The 18,134-nt window shown below is 46.6% G+C and carries 17 protein-coding genes and 1 riboswitch; of the genes, 8 read left to right on the top strand and 9 right to left on the bottom strand.

Annotated features, from left to right (window positions below; all coding sequences use genetic code 11):
* Positions 1-38 precede the first annotated feature (38 nt).
* Positions 39-368 carry a hypothetical protein gene (locus tag LEPBO_RS0113795; RefSeq protein ID WP_086371022.1) on the top strand — a complete coding sequence of 110 codons (330 nt, stop codon included), beginning with the start codon at positions 39-41 and terminating at the stop codon, positions 366-368.
* On the opposite strand, the gene LEPBO_RS0113790 is transcribed toward LEPBO_RS0113795, so the two are convergent.
* Complete coding sequence (locus LEPBO_RS0113790) at positions 365-1,426, bottom strand: site-specific integrase (protein ID WP_017288163.1); 1,062 nt, start codon at positions 1,424-1,426, stop codon at positions 365-367. The genes LEPBO_RS0113795 and LEPBO_RS0113790 overlap by 4 nt on opposite strands.
* A 293-nt stretch (positions 1,427-1,719) precedes the next feature.
* Between LEPBO_RS0113790 and LEPBO_RS0113785 the strand changes: the two genes are divergently transcribed.
* A complete protein-coding gene (locus LEPBO_RS0113785; protein ID WP_017288162.1) occupies positions 1,720-1,929 on the top strand; it encodes a hypothetical protein in 210 nt (69 codons plus the stop codon).
* 61 nt (positions 1,930-1,990) lie between these two features.
* Here the strand turns inward: LEPBO_RS0113785 and xth are convergent, their stop codons facing one another.
* Both xth and LEPBO_RS43325 read right to left on the bottom strand, forming a co-directional pair.
* Positions 1,991-2,776 carry an exodeoxyribonuclease III gene (gene xth / locus LEPBO_RS0113780; protein ID WP_017288161.1) on the bottom strand — a complete coding sequence of 262 codons (786 nt, stop codon included), beginning with the start codon at positions 2,774-2,776 and terminating at the stop codon, positions 1,991-1,993.
* A 55-nt stretch (positions 2,777-2,831) separates the two neighbouring features.
* Positions 2,832-4,034 carry a protein kinase domain-containing protein gene (locus LEPBO_RS43325; protein WP_026148629.1) on the bottom strand — a complete coding sequence of 401 codons (1,203 nt, stop codon included), beginning with the start codon at positions 4,032-4,034 and terminating at the stop codon, positions 2,832-2,834.
* Positions 4,035-4,435: 401 nt separating this feature from the next.
* Here LEPBO_RS43325 and gatA point away from each other — a divergent pair, with 401 nt between their 5' ends.
* Positions 4,436-5,884: an Asp-tRNA(Asn)/Glu-tRNA(Gln) amidotransferase subunit GatA gene (gatA, locus tag LEPBO_RS0113770; protein WP_017288159.1), complete on the top strand. Its 1,449-nt coding sequence runs from the start codon at positions 4,436-4,438 to the stop codon at positions 5,882-5,884.
* 57 nt (positions 5,885-5,941) lie between these two features.
* Here the strand turns inward: gatA and tnpA are convergent, their stop codons facing one another.
* Positions 5,942-6,373: an IS200/IS605 family transposase gene (gene tnpA / locus LEPBO_RS37060; protein WP_071596222.1), complete on the bottom strand. Its 432-nt coding sequence runs from the start codon at positions 6,371-6,373 to the stop codon at positions 5,942-5,944.
* Positions 6,374-6,611: 238 nt separating this feature from the next.
* The gene (gene crtO / locus LEPBO_RS0113755) at positions 6,612-8,303 is read right to left on the bottom strand and encodes a beta-carotene ketolase CrtO (RefSeq protein ID WP_017288156.1); all 1,692 of its coding nucleotides are present in this window, start codon (positions 8,301-8,303) and stop codon (positions 6,612-6,614) included.
* 297 nt (positions 8,304-8,600) lie between these two features.
* Between crtO and LEPBO_RS0113750 the strand changes: the two genes are divergently transcribed.
* The 5 genes from LEPBO_RS0113750 (at position 8,601) to LEPBO_RS0113730 (ending at position 14,229) form a co-directional block, all read left to right on the top strand.
* A complete protein-coding gene (locus LEPBO_RS0113750; protein WP_017288155.1) occupies positions 8,601-9,635 on the top strand; it encodes a hemerythrin domain-containing protein in 1,035 nt (344 codons plus the stop codon).
* 107 nt (positions 9,636-9,742) lie between these two features.
* Entirely contained in the window at positions 9,743-10,630 is an 888-nt protein-coding gene (locus tag LEPBO_RS0113745; RefSeq protein WP_017288154.1) for a hypothetical protein, read from the top strand.
* Positions 10,631-10,723: 93 nt separating this feature from the next.
* Positions 10,724-10,883: riboswitch (cyclic di-AMP (ydaO/yuaA leader) on the top strand.
* Positions 10,884-10,900: 17 nt separating this feature from the next.
* The gene (gene ntrB, locus LEPBO_RS0113740; RefSeq protein ID WP_017288153.1) at positions 10,901-11,749 is read left to right on the top strand and encodes a nitrate ABC transporter permease; all 849 of its coding nucleotides are present in this window, start codon (positions 10,901-10,903) and stop codon (positions 11,747-11,749) included.
* A 205-nt stretch (positions 11,750-11,954) separates the two neighbouring features.
* A complete protein-coding gene (locus LEPBO_RS0113735; protein WP_017288152.1) occupies positions 11,955-13,346 on the top strand; it encodes an ABC transporter substrate-binding protein in 1,392 nt (463 codons plus the stop codon).
* 43 nt (positions 13,347-13,389) lie between these two features.
* Positions 13,390-14,229 (top strand): ABC transporter ATP-binding protein, encoded by an 840-nt coding sequence (locus tag LEPBO_RS0113730; RefSeq protein ID WP_017288151.1) that lies wholly within the window; start codon positions 13,390-13,392, stop codon positions 14,227-14,229.
* Between the two features lie 151 nt (positions 14,230-14,380).
* Here the strand turns inward: LEPBO_RS0113730 and LEPBO_RS0113725 are convergent, their stop codons facing one another.
* From LEPBO_RS0113725 to LEPBO_RS0113710, 4 genes are all read right to left on the bottom strand, one after another.
* A complete protein-coding gene (locus LEPBO_RS0113725) occupies positions 14,381-15,361 on the bottom strand; it encodes a hypothetical protein (protein WP_026148628.1) in 981 nt (326 codons plus the stop codon).
* An 18-nt stretch (positions 15,362-15,379) separates the two neighbouring features.
* On the bottom strand, positions 15,380-16,030 hold the full coding sequence (locus tag LEPBO_RS0113720; protein WP_017288149.1) for a TVP38/TMEM64 family protein: 651 nt from the start codon (positions 16,028-16,030) through the stop codon (positions 15,380-15,382).
* A 74-nt stretch (positions 16,031-16,104) separates the two neighbouring features.
* A complete protein-coding gene (locus LEPBO_RS0113715; RefSeq protein WP_017288148.1) occupies positions 16,105-16,989 on the bottom strand; it encodes a D-alanyl-D-alanine carboxypeptidase in 885 nt (294 codons plus the stop codon).
* Positions 16,990-17,171: 182 nt separating this feature from the next.
* Complete coding sequence (locus tag LEPBO_RS0113710) at positions 17,172-18,071, bottom strand: alpha/beta fold hydrolase (RefSeq protein ID WP_317135182.1); 900 nt, start codon at positions 18,069-18,071, stop codon at positions 17,172-17,174.
* Positions 18,072-18,134: the final 63 nt, after the last annotated feature.

The raw sequence follows: 18,134 nt of genomic DNA, 5'->3' as shown, positions 1-18,134 counted from the left end.
ATTGACCAATTTTGTAAATTACAAGGCGAATCGCAGCTATGACACCCGATTCTGAGAAGCTACTTGCCCAAATGTACCTCGACCAACAGAAACTTATGGCTGAGGTTCGAGCGTTGAGAGCGCAACTCGAAGGACATCCCGCGATCGCTGATGGCTGGATGAATGCGAAAAATGCTGCGATCGCGCTCAAATCTCACGGCATCACATCGCCGAAACAGCTTCAAAATTTGCGGTTAGATGGTGCATTCAGCGAATCTAAAGGCGAAATTCAGAACACCAGCAAGGGGGAAACTCCAAGATGGCTCTATCACGTTCCAAGCTGTAGAAAGGCGTTAGAGCGGCGGTTTCGGCAGATTCGAGCGGTTTAACCCTCTCCAAGAATGAGCGATCGATAAACTCGCTCATTCTCTGCATCGCTCAGCCATCGGTGGTAGGTTCTCAAATGCACATCTGGGGAGTGTCCCATCAATGCGGCTGCCGTCGAGATGGGTAAACCTTTGACCACTGAAGCCCTGACAGCATAGGCATGACGCAGATCGTAGGGCACAAAGGGTAGGTTATATCGCTGGATTCCGAATTGTCGGCTTACCAGTTGCCCTCGCTCACGATTGTCCTTCCTGGTAGTCTGCGGCGGGTTCATCTCGATTAAATTCCATTGTTCAGACCATTCCGGGTGAATCGCTCTTGCAAGGCGGCTCCCGGTTTTTGTGCTGTCATGCACTCGCAACGTTAAAGGATCAACCATTTGGCAGGCGTAGACTTCATGTGGACGGATGCCAAATGCAGCCATCACCCCATACGCCCACTGCCATTTAGGGGCAGGAATACGATCGCGCCATTCCACAATCGTTGCATCATCTGGGATTTCACGCGGTTTCGGAGCATAATCACCTGCGTATACGGATAGGTCGATCTTCAAACCTGCAAAATCCCCGAGCTTTTGCAATCGCTGGCAGGTTAGCTCTCTATTTCGGGTATTTGGTTCGGTGGAAAGCACGATCGCGAGTAAATCTGAATCCTTCAATGGTTCGTCCTGCGGCAGTTTCCGCAAAGTTGAAACCCAAGTGTTATCCCAAGTTTTCTCTTGAATGCGGTGCGTTCTGAAATATTCAGCTTTGAATTCTTCCGTCCACTGCGCGATCGTCTTTGACTCCGGATCATGTCCCGGAGCTAGATAGGTTGCCCAGTCGAACGATCCATCAGCGAGGGATTGAGCCAGCTTGTGCGCTTCTCGCTCTGCTCGTTTAAATCCATCCTTGGAAGCAGGAATTTTGAGGGGGATATCGTATCGTTTCCGTCCAATGCCGTCCCCTGGTTTCGTGGGGAATGTCCCACGAAGATAAAGAGCGTTCCCCTTAGATCGGACACGAACCGGAATACAAGCGGCTTTCAGACGATCATTCAACTGTTGCAACAAATTCCCCATCTTCCCCAAATCTTCCCCAAAATCACGGCTAATCAAGGATGATTCAGGACATTGTAGGACGTTTATCGACGCTACATAAAGCGCTTGAATTCCTTGATATGCCTAGTCTAACGCCATTTTTGGAGAAATAGTACATCTGCTTTGGGGGCAGGATACCGCAGGTTCAAATCCTGTGATCCCAATTGATTTCAAAAGTGTCGTTTAGATAAATCTCCTAAAGACCTATCACGGGCTAGAGCAGCACACTGCGTCAATTCATCTAAGATCAAGTATCGCAGTGCGTGATCAACAGTATGGGAATTCCAGAGTCAGGATTTGTTATTTTTCTAGGGTTCGGTATCCTCTGCACGATCGCTGGGATTGCAGCAGGTGTATATCTCCTGAAACCGAAAGATCAACCACTCCAGTTCGATCGCTGGGGATTTGTAGTGCTCATTCCGATCGTGGTTCCGATCGTAGCAGCATTGCTGTTTCAAGTACTTTTTTACTATCGCAGAAGCTAAGAATTGGGCTAAATTGCAAGAACACACGGTTGTTCTTTAGGTTCTAAGCCTTTGGAGGAGATCAGAATTCTACGACAACGGGAGTATGATCGCTGGGTTGTTCAAGTTCACGAGGAGCGCGATCGATGACACAGGAAATTGCTCGATCGTACAAATCTGGCGTCAGGTAATGATGATCAATTCTCCAACCTGCATTCCGACGGAACCCAGCCGATCGATAATCCCACCAGCTAAAATGTCCGCTTTCGGTTGTGAACTTCCGAAACGCATCAGATAAGCCCAATTCCAAGACCTGCCGTAATGCCTCTCGCTCCACATCGGTTGCCATCACCTGCTTTTCGCGACCTTTGGGATTGTGAATATCAATATCTTCTAACGCAACATTGAAATCTCCACAGACAAGTAAAGAAGGCGATTGTTCTAGCAAAACTGCTAAATATTCTCGCAGAACCTTCAGCCAGCGCAACTTGTAGATATACTTTTCACTATCCACAGCCGAGCCATTGGGAACATAGAGATTCACCACTCGAACACCATCAATGACTGTACTAATGACTCGTTTTTGATCATCGAGATCGCCCACAAGCTCCGCAGGCAGAATCGCTCCAAATCCGCGATCGACGTGTTCTAAAGGCGATCGACTAATCAAAGCAACGCCGTTATAGCTCTTTTGTCCAAATGCCGCCGCATGATAGCCGATCGATTGAATCGCTTCATGTGGGAATAACTCATCGACCACTTTTGTTTCTTGTACGCACAATAGCTCGATTGGATTCGCCGTCAGCCAGTCTGTGACATGCGTCAGACGAGTCCGAATCGAGTTGACATTCCAAGTTGCAATCTTCATGAGCCAGGATGAAACAAACGGATTTCATCATCGCATACGTTGCTCAGATTTTGGCTTAAATCAGCGATCGCAATGCCGTTAGAACTTCACGCGCAGACTGGTAGCGATCTGCCGGGTTCGGTTCGGTTAATTGATATAAAACTTCGATCAATTGCGGTAGTAATCCCGGAATCAAATCGGGACTGAAGCGATATTCCTGCCGCCATTGTCGGTAAAACAGATGCGGATGTTGCCCTGAAATCAGAAAGGCTAACGTTGTGCCGAGCGCATAGAGATCAGAAAGGTATGTTGCCTGTCCATTTTTTTGCTCTGGGGCAAGATAAGCGGCAGAAGTCTCATCCATACCCAATCCCCGGACACTGCCAAAATCGACCAACGCAAGCTGATAGGAAGACGTAGCGTGAGCACGGTAAATCAAATTATGAGGACGAAGATCTTGGTGCAACACAGGAGGAGATTGGTCATGGAGATATTCCAAGATTTCGCAGACTTCTACCATCCACGCGATCGCTTGCTTGAGTTCGACTTTGCCGCGATCGCCAATGTAGTGACAGAGCGTCTGCCCAGAAATCCGCTCTGTCACAAGAAAAGGTTGTCCGTCAATCCGAAAAAAATCCCGCCAGCGTGGAAGACCAGGATGATTCAGTTGCTTGAGCATCTTAGACTGACGTTCAAACAAGGCAAGCGCTTGGGGATGATTGATCCAATCAGGATTGAGCGTTTTGAGCAGCAGCAATTCGCCGTCTCGCTCTCCCAGATAGGTCATCCCTACTTTGCCTTGGCTGAGCAGTTGAATCTCTTGATATTTGCCGATTCTCGTTTCATCTTGCTTGCGAATCCACTCCGCACTGGGATGCCCGAAAGATACATCTGTATCCATCGTTGTCTTAGAATCTGAAACCGCGATCGTTTGAGTATTGAGCAGAGGTTGAGTTCTATCCTCATCCTCGGTACTTGTAAACGGTATATTGAGAGCCGCAACGGGAATTTTCGCAGGCTCAACAGAACGCTTCACGGTCAGGGTTTCAGGTCGCCCAAAATGAACTTGAAGATTCGGACCCGATCGCGCGAGTCGGAAAATCATGCCATCTCGCACAGGCAATTGTAAGACTCGTTTGCCTTCAAAATAAGTCCCATTCGCACCGAGACTGACCAACTCCCAGGCTAAGTTGACTTGCCGAAGTTCGACGTGGTAACGAGACACAACTGCGCTATACAGCACAACGTGATTGTCAGTCGATCGACCGACTTTTACCACTGGGGAGTCCTCAAAAGTCCAGTGTTGAACGGGCGTTAGCTGAACTGGGTGTAATAAAGTTAGAGTAATCACATGCACGCCACAGAAAACTTGGACGAAAAACTGAGAAATATCGCGAATTTCAGGAATTTGAAATCATAAAGCGCGTAGGAAATTGATGTAAACAATTTAACCTAGCCCCCTAGAACTGACGCAGAAATTATTCCAGCCACTGACTGAGCCAAGCGCGAATAGAATTCGCAACACAGTCATAGAAGTTTAAAGTTTCTGCTTTGCTCTCAAAATTCCCAGAATTTGCTAGTGGGATAACGTCTTTTTTTCTAACGCTCGATCTCTGGCTTCCCCTATACTGTAAACTTGTGCAGATTTTTGAGTGCGCACGTCTATTGAGGAAGGTTCGTATGGCATCGATTCGTGAGTTGCATCAGCAACTGATTAGCAAAGAGCGGTCTTGCGTTGAGATTGTGCAGGAGTCGCTGGATCGGATTCAAGCATTGGAGCCGAAGTTGCATAGTTTTTTGCAGGTCACGAACGATCGCGCATTAGAACAGGCGAAGCAAATCGATGCAAAGATTGCCGCCGGAGAAGAAATCGGACTGCTGGCAGGAATCCCGATCGCGATTAAGGATAATCTCTGTACACAAGGGGTTCCAACCACTTGCGCGTCTAAGATTTTGCAGAATTTTGTGCCGCCTTATGAATCGACGGTGACGCAGAAATTGATCGATGCGGGCGCGGTGATGGTCGGCAAGACGAATCTCGACGAGTTCGCAATGGGCGGATCGACCGAGACTTCAGCTTATGCCAAGACAGCAAATCCCTGGGATATTTCAAGAGTTCCGGGCGGATCATCGGGTGGTTCAGCAGCAGCGGTTGCAGGCGGAGAATGTCCGATTTCGTTGGGATCAGACACCGGGGGATCGATTCGGCAGCCTGCTTCATTCTGTGGAATTGTGGGGATGAAGCCGACTTATGGATTGGTTTCACGGTATGGATTAGTGGCATTTGCGTCGTCGTTGGATCAGATTGGACCGTTTGCGCGATCGGTGGAAGATGCGGCGATTTTGCTTAATGCGATCGCGGGATACGATCCGAAAGATTCCACGAGTTTGAAAGTAGACGTTCCTGATTACACGCAGTTTTTAACGACTGATTTGAAAGGGAAAAAAGTTGGAGTCATTAAAGAAACGTTTGGCGAAGGGCTTGATCCCGAAGTTGAGAAATCGGTGAATGCTGCGATCGATCAACTCAAAGCTTTAGGTGCTGAAGTTAAAGAGATTTCTTGTCCTCGATTCCGTTATGGAATTGCAGCGTATTACATTATTGCTCCGTCTGAGGCTTCGGCGAACTTGGCGCGATATGACGGCGTGAAATATGGGGCGCGGATTGAGGATGCTGAGAATTTGATGGAGATGTATACGAAAACGCGATCGCAAGGATTTGGTGCAGAGGTGAAGCGCCGGATCATGATTGGGACGTATGCACTCTCGGCTGGATATTACGATGCGTATTATTTGAAAGCTCAGAAGGTGAGAACGCTAATCAAACAAGATTTTGAAAAAGCGTTTGAGGAAGTGGATGTTTTAGTTTCACCGACGGCTCCGACGACTGCATTTAAGCTCGGCGATAAGTCGCAAGATCCATTGAGTATGTATCTGATTGACTTGATGACGATTCCAGTGAACTTGGCAGGATTGCCGGGAATGAGTGTGCCTTGTGGATTTGATTCGCAAGGTTTACCGATCGGACTTCAGATTGTTGGCAATGTGTTGAGAGAGGATCAGGTTTTCCAAGTTGCGTATGCTTATGAGCAGGCGACGGATTGGCATACAAGAGTTCCGAAGTTGTAATTGAGTCCCGCACCGGATTAAAAACCCGGTGCTAACCGTGCGAACTCCCTGAAGGGACTAGGGTGGAATAAGGCGACTGAAGAGCGCGTCGGGTTCTAGGTGGAGGAGAAGTTTGGACTTTGCATGATGGCGTTTTTGGTGATTGACGTAGTGAAGGGCGATTGTTAGATTTTTCTCGCTGATGGAGAAAACACTGTATTCCTGTTGCCACTTGAACAACGCATCAGGGTCAGCATAGTAACGATTCATATAGCGACTACTGCTGCCTTTAACCAAATGAACGTACTGAGCAAGTGCAAGACTGGGTGGAATCGAGACGATCAGATGAACATGGTCATCTATCCCACCAATTGCGCGGAGATAGCCACCCAAGTCATTCGTTTTGTGCTGGATGAATTGATAGAGCGGTGCTTCCCTGCTCGATTTGATCAGAGGAAGCCGCTGATGGGTTGCCCAAACGAAGTGATAGTAAAGCTTCCAAAGTGACATGAGCGCGATCTGACAAAACATCCTGCCTAGAATGACCCAATCCCTCCATCTCCTAACCCACCACTCAACCCCAACAGTCCCTTCAGGGAGTTCGCACGGTTAGCCCCGCGATTTTAATCCGGGGCGAGATAGCAACGCAGCAAAGCTCAATTGATTTGTCAGTAACCAGCACGATGATTGTTTTGTCAAATCAACCACACGATGGTCAAAACCATGATGATCAAACCATCGATCGCGATTATTTCTGAAACAACCCATCAAACACAGACTTGATCGAACTGCCTGCATCCCGAAACGTCTGCAAAAACGGTTGCTGAGCATGGAGAAACACTCGCGCACAATTCCGCCCCGGCATTCCCGAAATTGACCCACCCGGATGCGTTCCTGCTCCTGTGAGATAAAGATTCTCGATCGGGGTTTTATAATTCGCAATCTCTGGCAAAGGTCGGAAAAACACCATCTGCTCTAAGGTCATATCAATGTGATAGTAATTACCTTTGTACGAGCCAAGCCGTTCCCCTAATTCGGCAGGACTTTCAACCGCACGTGCGATCGTAGCTGTTTTCACATTAGGCGCATAGTCAGCCAGCTTATCGACGACACGATCGGCAACTTTATTTTTCAATTCATCTGTCCAGCCTGTGCCATTCAAGCCTGTTCCTTCAGCATTCTCAACGTAATAAGGCGCGAAGAATTCAATCCACACCGTATGACCACCTTCAGGAGCCATCGTCGGATCGAGCATCGTCGGTTGAACAATGTACATCGAGGGATCAGCATCGGGAATTTTGCCGATCGAAGAATCGTGATGAGCAATTTCTACATGCTTAACCGAATCCGCAATCAGCACTGAACCAATGAGATACTCATCTTTGTGATCGTGATGAATAAATTTTAAGGGCTCAGACATTGCCAGATCGATTTTTAGAATCGTTTCATTATTGTTCACGATTCTACGATCGAGCCTTTCTCGCAAATGCTCATCGGCTGAATCCACATCGCTTGGATCAACAAGCTGCAAAAATACTCGTCTCGCATCAATGTTAGAAACTACGCCACGAGTCGCACGATATTCTTGACCTGTTGCAACTCTGACACCCACTGCTTTTCCGTCATCAATCAGAATTTGCTTCACGGATTGATCCGTAAGAATTTCTCCTCCCAAAGCTTGTACTAATTTTACTAAGGCGGCAGTCAGCGCACCTGTTCCACCTTGCGGGCGTGCCATCCCTGGATGATGCCGCATTGCCATCATCATTGCCCCGATCGCTAAATTCTTCTGAGAAGGTGGCACACTCATTTCTGCTGCTAATCGAGCTAGAGGGGCTTTGACGGTTTCCGTGTCGAAGTACTCATGCAAAATATCTTCAGCACTCGAAAGCATGGTTCGCACAAAATCGAGCGCTTTGTTCGTCGAACCAACCACCGAGAGGAAATCTTTGATCTTCTTAAGATCATAGTTTCCAGCAATATCAATAATTGACTTAGGAGGAGCATTAAACATGGGAATCATGGCGTTGATCGTGCGCTGCCACAGATCCACAAACTCTGCATACTTTCTCGCATCTCGCTCACTATATTGAGCAATGCCAGCACAAGTTTTTTCAACAGATTGATGCGCCAGAAAGTAAGTGCCATCCGGGTGCGGACAGAAGACAACCGGATCACAGTAAAGATACTTCAACCCGTATTTTTCTAGCTCCAGTTCTTCGACCACTGGACCAAGATGGATAAATTCATGATCGATCGCACATCGATTAAAGCGAAATCCAGGTGCTTCTTCGGGTAGAAGTTCTTCGGTTGTCGCGGCTCCACCTGGAACCGATCGCTTTTCTAGCAAAAGCACTTTGTACCCAGCTTTGAGTAGGTAGGCAGCACAGACTAATCCATTGTGACCTGCACCAATTATGACCACATCATAAGTAGACATCGATACTTGCTCCTAGCATTTCTCTCACGTGATGTGCGAACAGTCCTAGCGGCACGATTCGCCTAAGCATCCCATTTTTTATTCTTATTCAAAAGCGTCTAGCACAACTGAGCAAAAGGCAACTATCTAAAGACGAAATTTTAGATTCTACGTGTATCTAGAGTCTGATCCCGAAGGTGATTTACCCAACATTTTAGTCAACCACGGGAATGATGTTGTTTCTAGATGCCTGTGCGAAGCTCAAAGCTGGAACGAATACCGAAATCTCAATAAGAGCAAATTTGGAGAACACTCATTATGGTTACAACAGTAGACGACACGAAACGCAAAGCGATCGCGATGAAGCTTGCGGATATGAAAGCTGTTCAAGAATTAATCATCTCTAATGAACAGAAATTTATTTCAGCAACGACAGATTCTGAGATTGCCAAGCGCTTTCAAGAGATGCTGAAAGATGACCAGAAGAATCTGGGAATCTTGGACACTGTGATTGTTCAATATGGTGTGCCATCTGAACCGAAGCAGACGATTAGCGAATTCGTCAGCAAGATGGATCAGATGATGTCTGGTTCCGAATTGACCATGTATGAAAAGGTGTTTCAACATGAATTGATGAAGCATCAGCAAGTGATGACCGGAATCACGATTCACAAAGCTGCTCAGCGCGTGGGTGCAGATATCGAAGCGGCGATTACTCCACTAAATACTGTCAACTTTGAAAACCGTGCTCACCAAGAGCAACTCAAAGGCGTTCTCGAAACGTTGGGCGTGCGCGAATTGACCGGAATGGATGCAGACCAAGGACTGTGGAGCCGGGTTCAAGATGCGGTTGCGGCACTGTCTGGTGTAGCAGGTAGTGTTGTCACGCAAGCGAGTGGCAAGTCTGATATGAACATTCAAGATGTGATTCGGATGGATCACCAAAAAGTGAATGTTCTGTTTGCTGAAATCAAAGGAACGCAAGATCAAATGAAGCGCAAAGAGTTCTTCACTCAGTTGGCGAGTGACTTACGCGCTCATGCGATCGCTGAAAACGAAATTGCTTATCCCGCAGTTCGAGGTAAGTATGCTGAAAGCGACTTGCAAGAACTTTACGATGAGCAAAATTCCTGGTTCCCCGCACTTGAAGCGATGGAAAAAATGGACATGATGTCGGATCAGTTCATGTCTGCATTGAACAAGTTGATGGATGAGATCATGGATCACGTTCGTCAAGAAGAAAGCACGTTCTTTGCAGCATTGCGCGATAACTTCAGCAGTTCTGAACTAGAAAATCTGGCAACTCAGTTCAAGGCGAGAAAGAGCGAAGTACAAAAAGCTGCTGCTAAATAATCGCTGCACGAGCTAGGGTTTGATTTCAGGGGTTATAGACCGGGGGATAGATTCTCCCGGTTTTTTTGATTCAATAATAGAATTGCGACGGATAAAGACTTGATTCTATGGATATTGATTATGAGTCTGAAAGGAATCGATCCGAGTTTCTTAAAATCCACGAAGCTGCGATCGTAGAACTCTGCAACGAACTCGAAATTGTGCCCGACCCTGACACCATTAAGAAGATCTGGGTACCTTTAGCCTTTCAGATTGCACATTGGCGCAACGCTCAATCTCGTGTTCTCATTCAGGCTTTTCTAGGTGGGCAAGGCACTGGAAAAACCACCTTAACTAAAGTCCTTGCGCTGCTTCTCAACAAGCTCGGCTACTCGACTGTGAGTTGGTCACTTGATGATTTGTATTCGCCGTATGTCGATCGAGTTCGGTTGCGAACTCGTGATCCGCGAATGATTCGTCGAGGACCACCTGGAACGCATGATGTGCAATTAGGCATTGAGGTTTTACAGCAGTTTCAGCGGGGAGAGTTTCCGATCTCACTGCCCAGATTTGATAAATCGGCTCATGGAGGCGAAGGCGATCGCAGTGAGCCAGAACTCATTACACAGGCAGATATTATTCTCTTTGAGGGATGGTTTGTGGGCGTACGCCCGATTGTTTCTGAGTTCGAGATCGTTGCAGATCAGCAATTCGCACAAGCCATGAATCAGCAATTACAGAGCTATGTACCGTTGTGGGAATTACTCGATCGCTTCGTGATTCTCTATGTTCCAGAGTATCAACTGAGCAAACAATGGCGGAAAGAAGCTGAGCATAAAATGATTGCTCAAGGTAAAGCTGGAATGAGTGATGCTGAAATCGATGAATTTGTCGAGTACTTTTGGCAAGCCTTACACCCTGAATTATTCATTCCGCCCCTACTAAAGCAGGCAGATTTAGTTCTAGAGATCGGAGAGGGGCACAGTGTTCGATCGATAAACTATCCAATCGATTGAGAATTTTTATGCATTCTGTTGTGAGAGGATCATGAAATACTTCTAAAGAAAGATTGTTCATTTTGATACTTCGATGGTAAAGTATCTCCTATTCGAGTCGGTCAGCTTAATTCAGAGAGTAATCTCTGAAGCGGAGGAACCAGTTTATTCGGGGCTTACTGTTGTGAGCTTAGTTATTTCTAAGTAACCCAATGGGGGGCATCTCGCAGCCCTCGCCCGTCAGCTAACTTCGTCAGCATTCGAGAGTTTGGCTCTGGAGAATCTAAACTTATGATCCTGCAAATCAATTTGGCAGCAATGTTTGCTGTTGTTTCTCAAGCGATGGGGCGGCGGGTTCGTCCAGTTATTAGTCGCGATCGTGTCTTTTTACCGTTCCTAGGTTTTCTAGGTGTGATTGTGCTGTGGTGGGCGATCGCACTTGCCAAACCTGAATTGATTCCAACGCCTCCTGAAGCATTGGTTGCGAATTTGGATTACATTCTGCATCCGTTTTATCGTCGAGGTCCCGGAGACTTGGGATTAGGATGGCTCTTACTTGCGAGTTTGCGACGAGTATTGATTGGATTTACCTTGGGGGCATTGGTTGCGATTCCAGTCGGCTTTTTGATTGGCATGTCTGAAAAAGCAATGATGGCGCTTAATCCAGTCATTCAGATTTTTAAGCCTGTTTCACCGCTGGCTTGGTTACCGATCGCGCTTTCTATTTTCAATCTGGCTGATCCTTCAGCAATTTTCGTGATCTTCATTACTTCACTTTGGGCAACGATTATCAACACTGCGTTGGGCGTATCGAGTGTCCCAAAAGATTATATTGATGTGTCGCGAGTGTTAGAAATGCCGCAGTGGCGGCGGATTCTGAAGATTGTGCTCCCTGCTAGCTTGCCGTACATTTTTACAGGTTTGAGAATTAGCCTGGGAATTGCTTGGCTGGTGATTGTGGCAGTCGAAATGCTAACTGGCGGAGTGGGAATCGGATTCTTTGTGTGGGATGAATGGAGTCGATTGAATCTTAGCTCTGTGTTTTTAGCCGTGTTTGTCATTGGCTTAACAGGATTGCTATTAGATTTTGGATTAGCCCAGCTTGAAGCTCTAGTAACACATCGTCGGCGATCGGTTTAGCTTCGAGAAACTCTCTAGAGAATTGCGTGCTATCAGGAACGATTGATAGCAATTTGTAGGCTTAGCAGATCTTGAAAATTTAGAGGTTTCAAAACTTAAAGTCCCTGATTCTAGGAGCTTTAGACGCTAAAGCCGAAGTTACTGTAGCACCATTAAACCGAACCCGACATTCAACTGAACATCCTCCGAATGCAGAGAGTAGAGCATGAGAAATTGGACAAGACGAGCATTTTTAATCGGCGCGGGAACCTCGACTGTGGCAGCTTCACTGCCTTCATGTGCGATCAATGCCAGTCGTGCACCCCAAGGACTCTCTGAGGCTGCAATGTCAGTTACTCCTGTGATTCAATCGAGCGAGTTAGAAAAACCGAATTTGACGCTCGGCTATGTTCCAGTCAATGACTGTGCACCATTTGCGATCGCTTGGGAAAAAGGTTTTTTTCGCAAATATGGCTTGAATGTACAATTGAGCCGTGAAGCCAGTTGGGCGACCTCACGAGATGGCTTAATCTTCGGTCGCTTAGATGCGGCTCCCGTCGTTGCCGGAGCAGTTACAAATGCGCGAGTTGGAGCAGAAGGCGCGCGCCATGCTCCGATGTGTGCTGGCATGACCATTCATCATCACGGAAATGCGATGACGATGAATCGCGCAATGTGGGAGTCAGGATTGCGTCCTTGGTCAGCATACAACGGCAACTTAGACACATTTGGGCAAGACTTTCGACAGTACTTTGATAACTTACCTTCAGAGCAACGAGTCTGGGCAGTCGTCCTCAGTTCTTCAATCTACGAGTACTTTGTGCGCTACGTTGCTGCAGCAGCAGGAGTCAATCCACTCAAAGAGTTTCGAGTGATTATTGTGCCCCCGCCCCAGATGGTGACGAATGTGCGGATTGGCGCAATGCAAGGTTACATGGTCGCTGAACCCTGGAATACACGGGCAATTTCAGGGAATGAAGGCATCGGGTTTACTTTTGCTCAAGGACGAGAGATTTGGAATGGACATCCCGATCGCTTACTTGCGGTCATGCAATCTTTTATTGATGAGAATCCCAAAACTTATCGGGCATTACTCAAAGCGATGATCGAAGCCTGTCGCTACTGTGATCAAAATCGAGAAGAAGTCGCTCAGATTATTTCAGCGCGATCGTATACCGGAGCAAATGTGAAATTTACTCGACCAGCGATCGTCGGAGACTACAACTACGGCGGATTTGATGGCAAAAATCGAACCGTGAAATCAGATTCGACAACCATGTTCTTCGACATGCCGAAAGATGTGCCTCACGTCAAAGATGAGCATTCTACATTTATGTGGCAATCGCGCAGTTTATGGCTGATGACCCAAGCAGCGAGATGGGGACAAATCAAAGAAATTCCGAAAGATGCGGATCAAATTGCAGCAAAATCTTGGCGCACCGATATTTATCGCGAAGTCGCAGCAGAGTTGGGAATTGCTTGTCCAACTGAGGATTACAAAGTTGAGCCATCAGCAGCATTTATCGACAAGAAAGCGTTTGACCCAAGCGATCCAGTCGGGTATCTCAACAGTTTCGAGATTCGGGCGAGTCAAGCTACAAAAGTCTATTTTTCCTAGGTTTATTTTTCGTAGTTAACGAGTATTTTAGAAGGAGTTCTTCATGACAAAATTCAACATGCTCAATGCGCCAAAGCCTGAGTTTGGGATGTCATATGCACCAGCATTTCTTGAAATTCAGCAGCTTTCTAAATCGTATAAAAACGGCGATCGCGAAACTGTGATTCTCAAAGATGTCAATTTAACGATCGGGGAGCGCGAATATATCTCGATTATTGGGCATTCGGGCTGTGGGAAGTCTACGTTGCTAAAAATTGTGGCGGGACTAGAGCGATCGACTTCAGGTTCCGTTTTACTCGAAGGGCGAGAAATTCGCAAACCCGGAGCAGAAAGAATGATGGTGTTTCAGAACTATTCATTGCTGCCTTGGCTCACGGTGCGCCAGAACATTCGCTTAGCTGTCGATGAAGTGTCGAGAGGCTTGTCTGCGGCTGAGAAAAAACAGGTTGTCAATGAACACATTGCCATGGTGAATCTCAATGCTGCGGCTGATAAGTATCCGGATGAGATTTCAGGCGGCATGAAGCAGCGAGTTGGAATTGCGAGAGCATTAGCAATCCGCCCAAAAATGCTGCTGATGGATGAGCCGTTTGGAGCCTTGGATGCGTTGACCAAGAGTAAATTACAGCGACAGGTACTAGAAATTTGGGAGCAGCATCGGCAAGCCGTGATGATGATTACGCATGATGTCGATGAGGCGATTTATATGAGCGATCGCATTGTGCTGATGACGAATGGGCCTGAAGCTACGATCGGAGAGATTCTAGAAGTCCCGTTTGAGCATCCCCGCGATCGAGCGAAGATTCGCAATTCTCCTGCTTACTATGAACTGCGGAATCATGCGTTGAATTTCTTGGACTCGCATTTTGAGTCGGATGAGTAATCGTCGATCGCATTCATGTTGCGGGGTGGGGAGTGGGGAGTAGCAACTATCATTTCAGATCTTCACCCTATTCTCCTGACCTGAATCTTTAAAGTTTCGAGCAGCTACAGAACTCCAAGTTTTAATCAAGCCTGGAGTTCTTTTCTTATCGTTAATCTAGACCAATGCCTAAATCATCGTCATCACCATCAAGAAATTGGTAATCATCAGATGGGTAGTCTAAGTTGTCAAAACGACTATTGCTTCTAATTGCATCAATAAGACATTCTACAGTTGTGCGGATTTGCAGAGCTTCACTGTCTAATTGTTTGTACAAATCCACAAAAAACTCATACTTACAACCATCAGAAGCAACTAGCCAGGGTTCCCAGATTTCCCCCTCTCGTAGGTTCATTTTCCAACTTATATGGGTTTCATGACAGATAACTTCTCCAATGTACGCAAGAAGAGATGGAAAAACTTCAGAGTTTAAGCAATTCCGCTTACCATGCCGTTTGATTGCCCATTCAACGTGCTTAAGACTTGCTTCGCTCTTATCGAGATATTGCTCTGGAATTGCTAGCTGAGTGCCGAGTTTAGTACAAAGTTTAGGAATAGCTTCAATGAATTTGTTTTGCTGTGGCAGTAGACCTGCAAGCATATGTTTAGACCGGAATTCGTACTGTGCTTGGTAGCATTCTAAAGAGGAATACAGCAGTGCTCCCTTCAGTTTGGAGAACGGTTGCTTAAGAATTTGTGCACTAGGAAATGTAAGAATTTGCCCATCATCATGTTCATAAATTTCAGAGAATTTTATTCTAGCCTGCTCTTCTAAATCTTGATTCTGGCTCCATCCTGAGTTGCGTTCTAGAAGTTTACGAGCCTTCTTAAGGGGCAGAAAGGCTGGCTTTTTTTCATCACCTTGCCACTCACTTTCTAAATCGATTAGAGAAGTAGTAAAAATGTCAATTGAAGGGTAGATTCGACTACGGCATACTCCATTTGTAATTGCTAAAATTCGTTTATCTTGCAATTGATAAACTTCGCCACCATAACGCTCACTGAGTTCCACATTCTGGTTATAGTTAGAGTCTGATAGTAGTGCTTCAACTTGTTGATTCGTCAAAGATTGAGATATTCGATTTTTCACCATGTTCATCATTCAACGTCTTTATTCTGCCGATGAACTGTCTGCTTGCCGATTCAAAAGTGCAGTGACGACCGCGAGTGCAAAGCAACTGATAACTGCGATGCCGATTACTGCTTGACCGCCATCAAATAATCCTGCACCCAAAGCAACTGTTGGAGGCTTGGCAACAATCAAGCTCAGCCCCAAAGATGCTAGGAATTTTTTCCATCGCATCTGAGTTAAGCCAATCCCATACGCGACAAAATCAAAACCACCGCCCATCATAAAGCCCGTGGCTAAGAAGAAATTCTTCTCTAGATGCTTTTGGCTAAACCGATCGACGCGCTCCATAAATTTTGCGCCCACCAGCTTTTGGACAAGAGATCGACCATAGCGACGTGCTAGGTAAAAATTCATTACACAAGCAAGGAGATCGGCGACAAAGATCGTCGCTAACCCCACTCCAAATCCAAACAGACCGCCAGCGAGCAGCGCATACAACGTCCCTGGAAGAATCGGAATCACGATACTGACAAATCGCAGTCCGAGTAAAACAATCGGACTCCATACGCCAAAGCGTTGAACTTCTGTTCGGAGTTGATCGACACCAATTTGATTGATTCCCCAAATCATTCCAGCAATGAGGAGAACAATCAAGGAGAATTTCAAGATTTTAGCGATCGTATGCGGCATAGTTTAAGAGAAGTTTGTGCGAGCACCTGATCAATAGGATCTCACACAATACACCTCAGCACGGAATTCGCAGGCTAATCACAGCGATCGACTTGAGCCGTTTTCAGCACGATTTGGTCGATTGCTTGGACGAGGACTTGTCCTGACTGCCCAGGTTGATTGACCACAATACTCAGCGCGATCGTGCCATAGTTCGGGTTGTCTAAATATCCAGACAATGCCCTGACTCCCCGCAAGGTTCCAGTCTTGCCATGAAATTGACCTTGAACAGGAGTATTGCGAAAGCGATTTTGGAGTGTTCCATTCACTCCGGCAACGGCTAAAGATCGATAAAATAGTCCACTTGAATCATTCGTAAACATCCCTTCCAAGAGGGCAACAAGAGCAGATGGCGTTGCCCGATTATTGCGAGAGAGTCCCGAACCATCAACTTGCGCATAGCTCTGGGCATTCACTCCTAGCAGTTCTAATGCATTTCTGATGGCAGCTTGTCCTCCAATACGACGGCGCAGCGCATCTGCTCGATTGTTATCGCTATAGCGATTGACCTCAGTCACCCAGTTACTAAAAGACGGTATCGTTTGAGGATTGTTGGTGCTAGCAATTTTCAGCGCGGCAGCGGTCGTCAGCAATTTGACATTCGAGGCAGGAATAAGTGAACTATTCGGATTGTACTGGTAGAGAATTGCAGGCGTTTCGATCGGCTTAATCAGAATGCCCCAGCGAGCATTGCGAAATCTTGGATTTTTCACAATAGCGTCGATCGCAGATTCTAAATTGCTTCGGCAGAATCTAGAAGTTGATCGCACCGCAAAATTTAATGGCGCATCGGACAACGAAGTTTGGGCAGTGGCAACTTCAGACTGGCTCCAGACTCCCAGACTAATACTGACAGCTAAAGCAGTGTTTTTGATTACTTTTTGAATTCGAGTCAGGGCTTTTTCTTCGGATCTTTGCATCTTGCTCACGTAGCTTTTACTTAAATTCTTCGTAACAAAATCACTCCCACCGCGGAGCAATATATCACAAGAATCGCAGCTACTATCACTTTGATCAAAGAATAAACGTTGCCCATTTCGCCTAGCTTGCGAGAATCTGAGCCTTGAGCAGACAGTTGAGAACTATTTCTGCTTGGTTGAACTTACGATCGCAAAATACGACGAATATGAGCCTCGACAACATCCGTTTTTTCCAACATCGATAAATGTCCACAATCGGCAATCTCTAGCACATTGTCCGCATCGCTGCCAAATCGCGGATGAAAACTAGCAAGATGACGAACATATTTCGGCTCCATCACCGTATCCTTCGTCCCTGCCACAAAATAGACAGGCTGTGATAAGCGTGCTACAACTTGCGGCAATCGATGCACCTCGGCTTCTGTCGTCGAATCGAGCAACGTGCCAACAGCAGCGTCTGGATCAGCCTTGACAAAATCAATCAACCGCTGGCGACCCCACGATCGATCAATCGCCTGCACCACATTTGCGCGCGTGAATACTAAATCTAATCCCGGTAACTGTGGCAACCATTTTGGACGAAATTTGACCATTTGCTGCCCGGCGGATCGAAACCGCTCAAAGGCTTCTTTCAAATAAATTCCGCCCCCTGAATTCAAGCAAATCACGCCTTGAACCTGTTCCGGCATTTGATCCGCTGCCCACAGTGCCACACATCCTCCTAACGAATGCCCGATCAACCATGCCTTGGAAATCTGCAGCTCTCTGAGCAACATGCCCAGATCTCTGGCATACGATAAGAGGCTGTATTGGGTCACCCTCGCCTGTACTGCAACAGCCAGGTTTCCAGACGATTGAGCCTCTGGCAAGATGACGCGATCTCGACCAGGCTGAGACTCACCGAAACCCCGCAAATCATAAGACAGACATTGATAATCGACTGACAGTTGATCAATCAAGGGTTGCCAATAATTTCGGCTGAGCATCCAGCCGTGAATAAAAACTAGCGTTTCGGGATGGGAAGTCGGAGCCGTCAAGTCATAGACATGCGACACTCCAGAAATAAGTTTGGTAGACATCATTTCATCCTACCCTAAACTATGTATCTCCCAAATGTAAGCCAGAACACGATCGCCATTCACAAA

The organism is Leptolyngbya boryana PCC 6306 (genome assembly GCF_000353285.1).
Lineage (GTDB): Bacteria > Cyanobacteriota > Cyanobacteriia > Leptolyngbyales > Leptolyngbyaceae > Leptolyngbya > Leptolyngbya boryana.
The sequence above is the reverse complement of the archived record's forward strand: the minus strand, read 5'-3'. Positions and strand labels throughout refer to the sequence as shown.